Source organism: Aureimonas sp. Leaf454, from assembly GCF_001424685.1.
Taxonomy (GTDB): Bacteria; Pseudomonadota; Alphaproteobacteria; order Rhizobiales; family Rhizobiaceae; genus Plantimonas.
Window position 1 is genome coordinate 312,399 of record NZ_LMQT01000012.1, and the last position, 14,037, is coordinate 326,435.

Annotated in this window: 11 protein-coding genes; 6 read left to right on the plus strand and 5 right to left on the minus strand. The window is 66.5% G+C overall.

What is annotated here, in order from left to right:
* Positions 1-45 precede the first annotated feature (45 nt).
* Positions 46-1,461 carry an FAD-linked oxidase C-terminal domain-containing protein gene (locus ASG43_RS10295; RefSeq protein WP_056504009.1) on the minus strand — a complete coding sequence of 472 codons (1,416 nt, stop codon included), beginning with the start codon at positions 1,459-1,461 and terminating at the stop codon, positions 46-48.
* A 98-nt stretch (positions 1,462-1,559) separates the two neighbouring features.
* On the opposite strand from ASG43_RS10295, the gene ASG43_RS10300 reads away from it, so the two are divergent.
* Positions 1,560-2,066, plus strand: a complete 507-nt coding sequence (locus ASG43_RS10300; RefSeq protein WP_244488053.1) for an acyl-CoA thioesterase — start codon at positions 1,560-1,562, stop codon at positions 2,064-2,066.
* Positions 2,067-2,070: 4 nt separating this feature from the next.
* Here ASG43_RS10300 and ASG43_RS10305 read toward each other — a convergent pair whose 3' ends face one another.
* Complete coding sequence (locus tag ASG43_RS10305; protein WP_056504019.1) at positions 2,071-2,958, minus strand: dienelactone hydrolase family protein; 888 nt, start codon at positions 2,956-2,958, stop codon at positions 2,071-2,073.
* A gap of 176 nt (positions 2,959-3,134) precedes the next feature.
* Between ASG43_RS10305 and ASG43_RS10310 the strand changes: the two genes are divergently transcribed.
* From ASG43_RS10310 to ASG43_RS10330, 5 genes are all read left to right on the plus strand, one after another.
* On the plus strand, positions 3,135-5,975 hold the full coding sequence (locus ASG43_RS10310; protein WP_056504020.1) for a UvrD-helicase domain-containing protein: 2,841 nt from the start codon (positions 3,135-3,137) through the stop codon (positions 5,973-5,975).
* A 442-nt stretch (positions 5,976-6,417) separates the two neighbouring features.
* Entirely contained in the window at positions 6,418-7,227 is an 810-nt protein-coding gene (locus ASG43_RS10315) for a DUF2092 domain-containing protein (RefSeq protein ID WP_056504021.1), read from the plus strand.
* Positions 7,224-7,508, plus strand: a complete 285-nt coding sequence (locus ASG43_RS10320; RefSeq protein WP_056504024.1) for a hypothetical protein — start codon at positions 7,224-7,226, stop codon at positions 7,506-7,508. The genes ASG43_RS10315 and ASG43_RS10320 overlap by 4 nt, the downstream gene beginning before the upstream one ends.
* 73 nt (positions 7,509-7,581) lie before the next feature.
* The gene (locus tag ASG43_RS10325; RefSeq protein ID WP_056504027.1) at positions 7,582-7,860 is read left to right on the plus strand and encodes a hypothetical protein; all 279 of its coding nucleotides are present in this window, start codon (positions 7,582-7,584) and stop codon (positions 7,858-7,860) included.
* Positions 7,861-7,959: 99 nt separating this feature from the next.
* Positions 7,960-9,765: a hypothetical protein gene (locus ASG43_RS10330; RefSeq protein WP_056504028.1), complete on the plus strand. Its 1,806-nt coding sequence runs from the start codon at positions 7,960-7,962 to the stop codon at positions 9,763-9,765.
* A gap of 22 nt (positions 9,766-9,787) precedes the next feature.
* Here ASG43_RS10330 and ASG43_RS10335 read toward each other — a convergent pair whose 3' ends face one another.
* From ASG43_RS10335 to ASG43_RS10345, 3 genes are read right to left on the minus strand one after another with little or no spacing between them, the layout of a single operon-like run.
* Positions 9,788-11,857, minus strand: a complete 2,070-nt coding sequence (locus ASG43_RS10335; protein ID WP_162244707.1) for a mechanosensitive ion channel family protein — start codon at positions 11,855-11,857, stop codon at positions 9,788-9,790.
* Complete coding sequence (locus ASG43_RS10340; protein WP_056504031.1) at positions 11,857-12,918, minus strand: DUF2955 domain-containing protein; 1,062 nt, start codon at positions 12,916-12,918, stop codon at positions 11,857-11,859. Before ASG43_RS10340 ends, ASG43_RS10335 begins: the two co-directional genes overlap by 1 nt.
* Positions 12,908-14,008: an HlyD family secretion protein gene (locus tag ASG43_RS10345; RefSeq protein ID WP_056504508.1), complete on the minus strand. Its 1,101-nt coding sequence runs from the start codon at positions 14,006-14,008 to the stop codon at positions 12,908-12,910. The genes ASG43_RS10340 and ASG43_RS10345 overlap by 11 nt, the downstream gene beginning before the upstream one ends.
* Between the last annotated feature and the right edge of the window lie 29 nt (positions 14,009-14,037).

Here is a 14,037-nt window from a genome sequence, read left to right on the forward strand (position 1 = left end):
CGGGATGTTACGCCAGAACGACGGCGCTTTGTCGATGTCGCCCCGTCACACCGGGCTGAAAATCTTGCCCGGATTCAGGATGTTCTGGGGATCGAGCGTCTGCTTGATCTGGCGCATCACGTTCACCGCCTCGCCGAGTTCGTCGGTCAGGTAGCCGCGCTTGCCCTGGCCGATGCCGTGCTCGCCGGTGCAGGTGCCGTCGAAATGAAGCGCGCGGCGGCTGAGCCGGGCGATGAAGTCCTCCGCGCGGTCGATCTCGTCGGGAACGTCCGTGTCGATGAGGAGCGTGACGTGGAAGTTGCCGTCGCCGACATGGCCGACGATCGGCGCGATCAGGCCGGCCTCGTCGGCGTCGGCCTGGGTCTGCGCGATGCAGTCGGCGAGCTGGGAGATCGGCACGCAGACGTCGGTCGCGATCGCCTTGGCGCCCGGCCGCAGCGTGAGGCTCGCCCAGTAGAAGTCATGGCGGGCTTTCCAGAGCTGGGCGCGCTCCTCCGCCCTGGTCGCGACGGCGAGCGTCCCGCCGCCGTTCTCGGCCGCGATCATGCCGAAGAACTCGGCCTGTTCGGCGACACCCGCCTCCGAGCCGTGCAGCTCGACGAAGAGGCAGGGGGAATGCGGCAGGTCGATCTTGGAATAGGCGATCGCGGCCGAGATCGCGAGCGCGTCGAGGAGTTCGATCCGAGCGACGGGAATGCCCGCCTGGATCGTCTGGATCACTGTCCGGCAGGCGCTGTCGACATCGGGAAAGGGACAGACGCCGGAGAGAATCGCCTCGGGAATACCCTGCAGGCGTAGATTCAGCTGCGTGATGATGCCGAGCGTTCCCTCCGAGCCGACCATGAGGCGGGTGAGGTCGTAGCCCGCCGCCGTCTTCTTGGCCCGGCGCGCCGTGCGCACGACGCGCCCGTCCGCAAGGACCACGGTGAGGCCGATCACATTGTCGCGCATCGTGCCGTAGCGAACCGCGTTGGTGCCCGACGCCCGCGTGGCCGCCATGCCGCCGAGGCTGGCATTGGCGCCGGGATCGATGGGAAAGAAGAGGCCGGTGTCGCGCAGCTGCGCGTTCAGGGCCTCGCGCGTGATGCCGGGTTCGATCGTGCAGTCGAAATCCTCCGCGTTCACCTGCAGCAGCTTGTCCATCCGGGAGAGATCGAGCGAGATGCCGCCCTCGGGGGCGTTGACGTGGCCCTCCAGCGAGGAGCCCGTCCCGAAGGCGACGATCGGCGCGCCATGGGCGGCGCAGACGAGCACGACGTCGCGGACGTCGGCTTCGCTCGTCGCATAGACGACGGCGTCCGGCATCTGGTTGGGAATGTAGGTCGTGGTGTGCCCATGCGCGCGGCGCACGTCCGCACCGGTCAGAACCCGGTCCCCGAAGCGCGCTCGCAGCGCTTGGATGGCGGCGGGCGTTCCCTCGCGGGGCCGGGGATTCTCGCGCTTCAGGTCGGCCAGGGTCATCGCTGTTCGCTCGGCATGTGGTCTTCGCTCCAAGGGCATGGCATAGGCGGCCGACCCGCTCCAGGGATCTTCGACGCGCCCGCTTCAGGAAATTCGCCGTGACGACCGATTCTTCCTCTTCGTCCCCTGCCGGCTCCCGCTCCTCCGCGATGCGGGTTCTGCCGGAATGGATCGATCTCAACGGACATCTGAACCTCGCCTACTACCACGTCCTGTTCGACCAGGCGGCGGGCGAAGCGCTCGACGCGCTCGGCCTGAAGCGCGAGGACGTGCCGCGCACCCTGCGCTCGACCTTCGTGGCCGAGAGCCACGTCGTCTATCTGCGCGAACTGCACGAGGGCGCCGTCGTGCATGTCGACACGCGCATCGTCGATTTCGACGACAAGCGCATGCACATCTACCAGGAGCTTCACCACGCCGACGGCTGGCTCGCCGCGACCGTCGAGGCGATGGTGCTCTCGATCGACCTCTCCGGCCCCAGGGTCGCGGCCTGGACGCCGGAGATTCGCGCGGCCATCGAGGCGGCCGCGGCGGCCGGCGCCGCCCTCCCCGCTCCCGCCGGGATCGGTCGGCGCGTCGGCATTCCGCGCAAGGCCGACGCCTGATCGCTCAGGCGCCCGCGAGCGTCTCCCGCAGGAAGGCGACCGTCCGGCCGAAGGCGAGATCAGCGGCGGCCTTGTCGTAGCGCGCGGCCGATGTGTCGTTGTTGAAGGCATGGTTGACGCCCTCGTAGACGAAGATCTGGTGCTGCGTGCCGGCCGCCTTCAGCGCGGCCTCGTAGGCTGGAATGCCGGCGTTGATGCGCTCGTCCAGCCCGCCGTAATGCAGCATCAGCGCCGCCTTGATTTTCGGAACGTCGCCGGCCGGGGCCTGCCGCCCGTAATAGGCGACGCCGGCGAGAAGCTCCGGCTGGACGGTGGCGAGCGTGTTGACGAGCCCGCCGCCCCAGCAGAAGCCGACCGCGCCGACGCGCCCATTCGAGCCCTCCGCCGTCTTCAGAAAGCCGACCGTCGCGGCGGCCAGCTCGGCGGTCTTCGCCGCGTCGAGCGCCCCGATCATTTCGCGCGCCTTGTCCTCGTCGGCGGGCGTGCCGCCGGAGACGGACAGGAAGTCCGGCGCGAGCGCCAGGAACCCCTCCGTGGCGAAGCGTCGCGCCACGTCCTGGATGTGCCCGTTGAGGCCCCGGTTCTCGTGGATCACGATCACGGCGGGGAACGGTCCCGCGCCGTCCGCGGGCTTGGCGAGATAGGCCTTCATCTCCGTTCCCGCGGCCTCGTAGGTCGTCCAGACCGCGCTGATCCGCGAATCGGTCTCCGCGATCAGCGCGGCCTCGGCCTTCGAGGCGCCGAGCAGCGGCGCGATGGTTGCGGCGGCCGTGGCCGAGCCGGCGAGCGCGGTGAGCTTCGCCATGAAGCCCCGGCGGTCGAGCGTCAGGTGGGTGTATTCGTCATAGGCATCGATCATCGCCTGGGTGACCGCCGGTCTGTCGCTCGCCATCGTCGCTCCTCGTTGCGTCCCCGCGTCCGTGGGGTCTCTCGCCCTTATCGGTGGAACGGGATAGTAAGGTGGCCAGACTTCCGCGTCCATGCGCGGGCCGCCGCGCGATGCGGCTTTCCCGGCGGCGCCGGCGCGTTCCCCTAGTGTTCCCCCGGTGTTTCGTGAGATAGGGCGGCATGAGCGATTTTGACGGACAGCGCACACCCGCCCCCGCCGGCGGCATCGCCGCACGGGCGCTGGCCGCGCGCGGCAGCCGGGGGCCGGACTATCTCGAAGGCCTGAATCCCGAGCAGCGCGCGGCGGTGGAGACGACCGAGGGCCCCGTCCTCGTGCTCGCCGGCGCGGGCACGGGCAAGACGCGCGTGCTGACCACGCGCATCGCGCACATCCTCTCCACGGGCCGCGCCTATCCCGGCCAGATCCTCGCGGTGACCTTCACCAACAAGGCCGCGCGCGAGATGAAGACGCGAATCGGCCTCCTCGTCGGCGGGCAGGTCGAGGGCATGCCTTGGCTCGGCACGTTCCACGCGATCGGCGTGAAGATGCTGCGCCGCCACGCCGAGCTGGCGGGCCTCAAATCGAACTTCACCATTCTCGACACCGACGACCAGATCCGCCTCATCAAGCAGCTGATCCAGGCCGAGAAGCTCGACGACAAGCGTTGGCCGGCCCGCGCCTTCGCCCAGCTGATCGACGGCTGGAAGAACAAGGGCCTCACCCCGAAGGACATTCCGGAGGGCGATGCCCGCGCCTTCGCCAATGGCCGGGGCCGCGAGCTCTATCAGGCCTATCAGGACCGTCTCCGGGCGCTGAACGCCACCGATTTCGGCGATCTCCTGATGCATCCGATCGCGATCCTGCGGGCCCATCCGGACATCCTCGCCGACTACCACCGGCGCTTCCGCTACATCCTCGTCGACGAGTACCAGGACACCAACACCGCCCAGTATCTCTGGCTCCGCCTCCTCGCTCAACGGCCGAAGACGCGCGCTGCCGTCGACGCGTCGATCTCCCCCCTGGAGGGGGAGATCGGTCAGTCTTCACCCCCCGCCCTTTCCACGGAGGCCGGCACAGGCCGGCCGGCCGTCGCGCCGGGTGGCGCGCCCCCGCGGAGCGAGCCGCATCGCGGCGACAGCGCGAGCGACCAAAAGGTCAACATCTGCTGCGTCGGCGACGACGACCAGTCGATCTACGGCTGGCGCGGCGCGGAGGTGGACAACATCCTGCGCTTCGAGCGCGACTTTCCCGGCGCGAGCGTCATCCGTCTGGAGCGCAACTACCGCTCGACCGAGCACATTCTGGGCGCCGCCGCCCATCTCATCGCCCACAACGAGGACCGTCTCGGCAAGACGCTCTTCACCGAGCACGACGATCCCGAGCACGAGAAGGTCGCGGTCCATGCGGGCTGGGATTCGGAGGAAGAGGCGCGCGCCGTCGGCGAGGAGATCGAGCAGCTCCAGCGAAACGGGCACAAGCTGAACGACATGGCGATTCTCGTCCGCGCCTCGTTCCAGATGCGCGAGTTCGAAGACCGCTTCGTCACGATGGGGCTCAACTACCGCGTCGTCGGCGGCCCCCGCTTCTACGAGCGCCAGGAGATCCGCGACGCGCTCGCCTATTTCCGCGGCGTCGTCCAGCCGGCCGACGACCTCGCCTTCGAGCGCATCCTCAACACGCCCAAGCGCGGCCTCGGCGACGCGACGATCCGCCTCCTCCACGATTACGGGCGCGCCCAGGGCATCCCGCTGATCGCGGCGGCCGAGGCCATGGTCGCCACGGAGGAGCTCAAACCCAAGCCGAGAAAGTCGCTGACCGAGGTCGTCGGCAATTTCCGCCGCTGGTCGCAGCTCCTGCCGACCACCAAGCACACGGACCTCGCCGAGATGATCCTCGAGGAGTCCGGCTATACCGAGATGTGGCAGAACGACCGCTCGGCCGAAGCGCCGGGCCGGCTCGACAATCTGAAGGAGCTGATCCGCTCCATGGATCTCTACGAGAGCCTGCCCGGCTTTCTGGAGCATGTCGCCCTCGTCATGGATGTCGACCAGAACGCGGAGGCCGACGCGGTCTCGCTGATGACGCTTCACTCGGCGAAGGGCCTCGAATTCGAGACCGTCTTCCTGCCCGGCTGGGAGGAAGGCCTCTTCCCCCACCAGCGCGCGCTCGATGAGGGCGGCCGGTCCGCGCTGGAGGAGGAGCGCCGCCTCGCCTATGTCGGGATCACGCGGGGCAAGAAGCGGGTGAAGATCTGGTTCGTCTCGAACCGGCGCATCCACGGGCTCTGGCAGTCCACCATTCCCTCGCGCTTTCTCGACGAGCTGCCCGAGGCCCATGTCGACATCGTGGAGCCGACCAGCTCCTATGGCGGCTACGGCGCTGGCGGCATGGGCGGCTATGGCGCGAGCCGTTGGGATGCCGACGCCTTCTCCACCACCTCCTACCAGACGCCGGGCTGGCGGCGCGCGCAGGCCTCCCGGCAGGAGGCCGCCCGCTCCGGCACCGGCCAGCCCGACACCGCTTGGGGCTCGCGCTCCGGCCATAAGGACCGCAGCATCACCTATGGCGAGGACGGCGCGACGGGTGCGAACCTTCGCGCCCGCGCCAACCCAGCCGGCGCCTCCGGCGTCTCCGCCAAGGCGGATCGCTACGCGGCCGAAAGCGCCCGCCGCGCCGGCCTCGAGGAGGACGCGCCCCGCCCCGCCGGCGGCGGCGGCTTCGCCGGCCGCATGGGCGCCGCCCCTGCTGGTCCCGCTTCGCCGCGCGGCCACAACCAGCCCCCGCGCCAGGGCGCCGGGCTCTATTCCTCCGCCCGCGCCGGCGGCCCCCGCGAGATCGAAGGCACGCTCGTCGCCAAGTCCGTCGCCACCGAAGCCAGCCGCTTCTCCGTCGGCGACCGCGTCTTCCACCTCAAATTCGGCCCCGGCTCGGTCTCCGTGATCGAAGGCAACAAGCTCACGGTCGACTTCGACAAGGCCGGCCAGAAGCGGGTGCTGGACGGGTTCGTGCAGCCGGTTTGAGGGATCGGGAGAGAGGGCACTTGCGGCTCGAAAGCCCGCGCGATGCGGCCTTGCCGAACCATGGACATCCGCCACGCATAATTGCGGAGCCTGTGCCGGATGTCTCGTTTGGGTGGAAAGGAGACTGTCAGGTTTGAGGCGCATCGGAGCCTGAGCGGACGCTGGGTTCGCATCAGGAGGTTCAGGTCGGCCTAGTTAGATTGAGTTCGTTACCTGCTGAACACTATCCGACTGATTGCCCATCACACGTGCTCAACCCTCGCGACTCGCAGCGCAGTTCAGGACCCAGCCTGCAAATCGATCCGTGTAACATACAGTAACCTACGGGCTATCAAACGCCGCTGTTGCTAGCGTTGGCTAGTGCGGCGAGGGTGTTCTCTCAAGGATCCCATCCACCCCGCACGTCAAGTCGCACGTCGGCGAAGCTGCCGGGAAGGTCATCATGAGCAAGGCAACCTTGATCGGAGACGGAGCACGTGGGATGCGGAAGCGGGGGATGGCTGGCGTGGCCGCCCTGCTTTTGTTTACCTCAGGTAGCTATGCGCAGGACCACGACGCCCGTGCGATCCTCAAGGGGATGACCGACTACCTGTCCGGTCAAAACGCCCTTTCCGCTCGGTACGACACGGACATCGAGATCATCACGACGGACCTTCAGAAGATCCAGTTCACCTCTTCCGGCGAGTTAACGCTCGACCGCAAAGTCGGGCTTCGGGCCAGCAGGACAGGCGGCTACAGCGACGTGGAACTCATGTTCGACGGCAAGTCCGCCACCGTCTACAGCCATGACAGCAACAGCTTCGCCACGGTCGATGCGCCTGGGTCAGTCAACGACCTCGTCGAGCGACTCCGCAACGACCATTCGATCGAGGTGCCGGGCGCGGACCTGCTGCTCGCCGGGGCTTACGAGAAGCTCACCGAGGACGTCGTTGACGCCAAGTATGTCGGCCTCGGGGTCATCGACGGCGTGGAGTGCGACCACCTTGCCTTCCGCAACGCGGAGACCGATTGGCAGATCTGGATCGATGCCGGCGAGCACCCGGTCCCGCGCAAGTACGTCATCACCAGCAAGACTGTCGCGCAGGCTCCCCAGTACACGTTGCGGATCAAGGAACTGCACACCGACCTGAAGACGGACGCAGGTGCCTTCGAGTTCAAGGCACCCGAGGGTGCCAGCCAAGTCGACGTCGACGGTCTCGGCGACATCGACGAGGTGCCCCCGGGCGTTGTGGAAGAAGGAGATCGGCCATGATCGGCAAGCGTTTTGCAAAGTTTGTCCTCGCCTTCGTCACGGCTGTGTCGTGCCTCTGCTGGGACGGAGAGCTTCTCCAGTCAGGCATCGGCTTCTTCAGCCAGGCAGAGGCGCGGATCGGACGTCCGGCGACGCCGCTGAGCTACGCTGGGGTCGCCCGCCGGACGACCCGGCGGGTCACTCGCCGTGCCGTCGCGGTCGGGGCCGCTACCGCCACGACGACCCGTTGCACACAGGTCGTGAATGCCTACGGGCAGGTGATCACCCGCTGTCGGCGTTAGCCAAGCCAGCGTCGCCGATGCACAGTCCGGTCAATGTCCAACGTGCGGGACGTCGTCCCGCGGGCGAGGTCGAATGGACGACGAAGCCTCTGCCACCAAGAACGCTTTTCCTGGTAAGGCGAGCAAGATCGATCGCCTAGCGGTCCGCGACGAGGACTTCGCCGATCTCTGCCGCGATTTCGATCTCGCCGTCAGCGAGCATCGATCATGGTCAGACTCGAAGGCTCCGGAACGCGGCGAACGGCTGTCCGAATACGCGACGTTGATCGACGAACTGAAAGGGGAGATCGAACGCGCCTTGGTGACGGCCGACGTTGTGCACCTGAAGCCTCATGCCTCAAGGCGACGGTAAAAGGGCGAAGGACGACGAGCGGACCTGCTTGACCGAGGGTCATTGTCGGGAGCTAAATGCGGCGCCGGAGCGGAACTGGACCGGCGAAAGGCGGCACCGATGCAGACGCCGATGCAAGCTGCCGAGGAGCGAGCTGCTCCGAGTGCAGAAGAAGTCCGCGCACAGGTCCAGCGTATCGTCACCGATCCGACGTTCCCGGGAGCCGGACGGTGCGGGTCGTTTCTCCAGTACGTGACGGAAGAAACCCTCGCCGGACACGGAAAGCGGATCAAGGGCTACACGATTGCCGTCGAGGTGTTCGGGCGCGGCGAGGACTTCTCGCAGGACGACCCGGTCGTCCGGATTGAAGCGGGTCGACTGAGGCGGGCGCTCGAGCTCTACTACCTGGCCGCCGGGGATGCCGACCCGATCCGGATCGACATCGCCAAAGGCGGCTATGTTCCGACCTTCACCTGGGTGGCGGCTCCCGTTCTGCCCGAGGTTCTCGCCTCACCCCCGGAAACGCCAACAACGGTGGTCGAAGGGACATGGTGGAGGAGTCGCATCGTCGCGTTGGCATCCTCGGCGGTTCTGGGTGCCGCCGGCATCGCGGTCGCTTTGGCGTGGTGGATCGCGGCACCGCCGATGATGATCGAACCTGTCGGCAGCTTCGCCCCGGGTGGACCCACGCTTGTCGTAGCACCGTTCTCGGACTTCGGTGGAGGACCAGAGTCAGCGCTATACGCGGCCGGCCTGACCGACGAGCTGCTGACCACCCTTCCGCGCTTCAAGGAGCTCAAGGTGTTCGGCCGCGAACCCCTCGCGCACCCGCCGAACGCTTCAAATCAAGATGTGCCCGTCGTTGAAACGGGCGCAAGGTTCGTGCTGGGAGGCGGTGTCCGGGTCTCAGGCCGGCAGGTCCGCGTTACGGCCAGGCTCATGGAGTCGGCATCGAGGGCCATCCTCTGGTCCACGACCTACGACGGGGACCTCGACGCTCGAAGCCTCTTCTCGATCCAGAAGGAGGTTGCGGACAAGGTCGCTACCGCCATCGCCCAGCCCTACGGGATCATCGCTCGAACAGACACGGCGCACCCGCCTCCCGACGGCCTCGGTGCCTATGCCTGCACGCTGCGCTTCTACGCCTACCGTTCGGATCTCAGCGTCGAGCAGCATGCCGACGTCAGATCCTGTCTTGAGGATGCGGTGGGGCGCTACCCGGGTTACTCGACTGCTTGGGCCATGCTGTCCATGGTCTACCTCGACGAGGACCGCTTCAGGTACAACCAGCGTCAAGCGGCTCCGCAGGCCGTGGAGCGCTCACTTCAGGCTGCGAGGAAGGCCGTCGAGCTCGACCCGGAGAACGCCCGGGGATTGCAGGCTCTGATGACGGCGCTGTTTTTCAACCGCGAGCCGCAGGAGTCGTTGCGGGTGGGGGAGCAAGCGATAGTCGTCAATCCGAACGACACGGAGCTGCTCAGCGAGTTCGGTAGCCGTTTGGCCCTCAGTGGCCAATGGGAACGGGGCAGCGGGATCCTCGAAGCGGCCATCTCTCGGAACCCCGGTGCCGCTGGATACTACCGCGGCGTTCTAGCCTTGGCCGAGTACATGCAGGGAAACCATGAGAAGGCGGCGTCCGAGATCCGACGTGCCAACATCCAGAAGTTCCCACTGTTCCACGTCGTCGCGGCCGTCATCTACGCCGAGTGCGGCATGACCGAAGAGGCCGAGCAGGAAAGCCGGGAGTTCGCCCTGACGGGTTCGGACTACCTCGTCGACCTCGCCGAAGAACTGGAAACGCGGCTTGGCCGTCCCGAAGACAGGGCTCGTATTCTGGCGGGCCTCAAGAAGGCGGGTCTCGAGCCGCGACAGGCCACCGACCGACCACTCGCTGCAACGGTTGCCGAAAGTCTACCGCCCGGTTGACCTTTTACCGAGAGGCTCGGGGTCAAGCGGGCTCAGCCGCAGAGGTTTGGGCCTCAAGGTTCTTGCGCATGCGCATCGCCTCGCTGGCCGCCGGGCCGGCTCCCTTGTCATCCCCCGACACCTGAACCGTCGGCGTCGCAATCTTGATGCCGTTCTCATCGAACGACTTCTTGATCATCACGAAGGCCTTGCGCTTGATCCGGAACTGCTCGCCGGGCTTCGTCATCAGCTTCATCCGGAGGACGATCGCGAAGTCGCCGAAGCTCTCTACGCCCTGCATCTTCAAGGGTTCTATCGTGTTCGCCGCGAACTCCGGATCCACGGCCAACTCCTGGCCGACCTTTTTGATGAGGCGGCGGGCCAGATCCACGTCCGTGTCGTAGGTGACGTTGATCGTCATTTTGTCGATCACCCAATCCCGGCTCATGTTCTGGACGGCGCCGAGATCGCCGAACGGAACCGTGAAGATCGGCCCCCGGTGGTGACGTAGGCGCACGGAGCGCAGGCTGAAGGACTCGACCGTACCCTTGTAGCTGCCGCTCTGGATGTACTCGCCGACACGGAATGCGTCGTCGAGCATGAAGAACACGCCGCTGAGGATGTCCTTCACAAGCGTCTGCGAGCCAAACCCGATCGCGACGCCGAAGATGCCTGCGCCCGCGATCAACGGACCGATCGCGATACCGAGCCCCGACAGCACCGTCAGCACTGTCACGACGGCAATGAACACGGCGAGCGTGTTGCGGAAGAGCGGCAACAAGGTCCGCAATCGGCTCTTCCGGGCTGCCTCCGCGGCGGAGATCGTAGCGTCGGATGTCTGGACCTGCCGTTCGATGATCGCCTTGCAGACCTGCCAGAGCACGTCGGCGACCAGGAGGATGACGAGGCCCTGCAAGACGCCATCGACAACGGCCTCGAAGCGTTCCCCGCCCGACCGCGCCGCGACGCTGAAGCGCCAGACATAGGCAAGCCAGCCGATCGCGAGCGCTATGACTAAGGCCCGTACGCCACGGACGAACAGGACGTTGATCACGGCTCCCGACAGCGTATCGGACCCACGCCTTCCCGCGAGCGCGGCCGCGGCACGACCCGTGACCGAGAGGATCGGCGGGAGGATGAGGAGGTAGATGCCGAGCCAGAGCAGGCCGTAGAAACCCGCGACCCACACCAGCCAGAGAAGCCCGAGGTAGAGTGTCAGTAGGACGTTCGTCGCAGGCACACGCCGGCCCACTGCCATGGGCCGATGCCAGACGGCTTCGCTCGCGATCGCGAGCAGTCCGACGCCGGCGGCATAGGCGATGAGTTGGACGACTTCGGCTGAGAAGCCGAGCTCCGGTAGGAGGTTCACCGTCGCCCAGGCAAAAAGGAAGAAGCCGAGAAAGGCTCGGCTTCTCCTGTGCCAGAAGTGGCTCAGCCCTTCGTTGCCCTCGATCGGCGCGTCTGGGTCGGCCAGGGCCGCCTCGCGCCCGAACATCGCCAGCAGTCTCGCGGTCGCCATGAGAGCGCGCAAGGTGATGAAGGCGAACAGGTAGGTGAGGACGACCCTGCGCAGCAGGGCGGGCCAGCCGAAGCTCAAAAACGTGCCGACCGTCAGCGCGATGAAGACCAGGAGGGGCAGGATCTCCCGCAAGAGGACGGCACTTGGGGCCAGCGCTCCCATATGGTCTAAGCCGCGGTTCGGACCCGGCACCGCGCGCCGTACCAGCGTCTCGCCGATGAATCCGACGACGACCAGCACGGCAAGAATGGCCACGACCGTTCCGGGCCGACCGACGTTGATGTCCTGAGCAACGATCACTAACGCCGCGCGCAGTTCAGAGGGAAACCGGGCGACGGCATCGCCGAGGGAGGTGAAGCGTGTCCGCACCGCCGAGTCGAGGCTGGTGACCATCGCCATCAGCGAGGGCGTCGCTGGAGACGCCACCTGCGGCGCCTTCTCCGCCAGGATCGAGCGGACCTCCGGATCGTTCAGGAGATCGATGAGTTGCTGCACCTTCGCTGGCGGCGCAGTCACATCCTGGGCCGAAGCAGGCCGCGAAAGGCCGCAGAACATGAGAGTGGCCGCGACGAGCCAGACGATCCCGAAGCGCATCATGCGACCTTTGAAGTTCTAAGTGATGTTGGGGCCGGACGTGATCTCGGCCACAGGAGCGCCCCCATGAGCATCGCATAGGCGATCGCTACGACGATGTAGCCGATCCGTGTGGAGAACGATTCGGCCGCCGTTCCCGGGAGGGGCGAGACACCCGCCCCGAAGATCAGGAGAAACGTCGTAAGCGCTCCAGCGTGGACCTTCGCGCTCGCCGACGGAAGTGCCGCCTTCCCGCCGAAGACAAGCCCTGCAAGCAGAACGAGCACGAACATCGACAGGAGCGACGGACGGATCTCGAGAAGGACGAAAGCGACAGAAGCTGCGATCCCGCCGACCAGATTAACGAGGACGAGCCCGACGGAGGCGCGAGCGCCAGCGGAAATGTCGACTTGGGTCTGGATCGAGGCGACGGTAATCGGAATGACCATCGCCGTCGCCCACTCGTCCTTGATCAGGCAGGCGGTGACGATCAGGAGGAGGATGACAGTATCGGCGGCAGCGCGTGACGTCGGCCGCGGATGAATGAACTGCGCCGCCGGGGCGGTATCGATCCCGCCTCGGTCGGGAACCACGGCATGGGCCAGCCACGAAAGAATGATCCCTGTTCCAATGCTATGGGCGAGGAGCGCGAGGACGGACGATCCAAGATCCCGGTGCAGGATCGTCAACAACGGGACCATGATCCCGACCACCAGCATGAGGAAGACGACCGCGCTACCCTTGCCGCTCACCTGGGCGTGGAAGCAGGCGAAGAAGAACAGGCCGAGCAAGGGAAGGAGGACCAGGGGGCGCTCCGCCATAGACGCCGTGAGCAACTCGAGGATCGATCCTGTGACCATCACGATGAGGAGCATCCCCACCGCCTTGCCGATCGGGAGCGGTCGTGAACTTCCGATCAGGAACTGGGCCGCAAACAACGGTCCGAGAAACGGGATGACGGCCCCCGACGCCACTGCCCACGTAAAGCCGACGGACACCGCGAGCGCGATCCGCAGCCCCTTCCGCGTCGCCGGCGCGAAGGTTGGAGAAGGTGCGCCAAATGGACGAGCGCTAGCTGGCATAGGTCAGGTACGACACGAGCCGCATCCAATATCGGCCAACGGCGTTCGTAAAGGGGTGGTCGCCCGTGTAGACGACGACGTTCGCCTGTGACCCGTAGCGGACACCCTTCGGAAGGCCGTCGTCGAGTGTCAGGCGCACGGGAAAGCTCTGGGGCGTCCGGATCCACCCGCTTTCCGTCGACACTTTCGGAAGACCGGTGCGCGGATCGATGCTGCCCTGAGCCACGCCGAGCCCGACGCTCTCGACCGTGGCGTTGAACAGCTTGCCAGGAAGGACATCGAACAGCACCTCAGCACGGCTGCCGGAGGCAATCCTCTCGAGGCTGTTCTCCTTGAAGGCGGCCGTCACCCAGATGGTGTTCACGTCGATGAAGGTCATCGCGCTCTGCCCGGCACCGACGACGCTGCCCACGGAAAGCTGGAGGTTCGTGACGACGCCGTCTGCCGGGGCGATGACCGTTGTGCGCACGAGATCGAGTTGGGCGCGCTCGAGGGTGGCGAGCGCTTCCTGAAGCTGCGGGTTGTTGTCGCCCGCTGGGCCCAGAGCCTCACGTGCCTGTGCCAGGGATGCCTCCGCCGCGACCACGGCTGCATTCCGCTGCTCCAGCTCAGCCGCGGCGGTATCGCGTTTGGCCTTCGAGTAGACCTTGCGTTTGACGAGCTCTTCGGCGCGGTTCGCCTCCTCCTCGGCGTTGTTCCGCGCTGCCCGCGCTTCCACCACCTTGGCCTGTGCGACATCGACTGATGCCGTCGACGCACCGATCGTCTGGCCGACCTGAGCAAGACGCGCCTCGGCTTGAGCCACTGCCAACTCGTACGGCCGCGGGTCAATCCGGAACAGCATTTGGCCAGGTGCGACCCTGGAGTTGTCGGCCGCTCCGACCTCGATAACCCGGCCGGCGACCTCCGGCGCGATGCCGACGACATAGGCCTGCACAGTCGCCTGAGAGGAGGACGGCGTCCGCCGCTCCATGAAGATCGCCACCACCATCAAGAAGGCGGCGAGAAAGACGACCGCAATCGCGATAGGCCTCAACGGATTGCCCCCGCGAACGTCCGGCTCCGGATCTCGTACGGGTCCGGCTTCAATCGCGTCGTTCGCCAACGTACTGCTTCCCC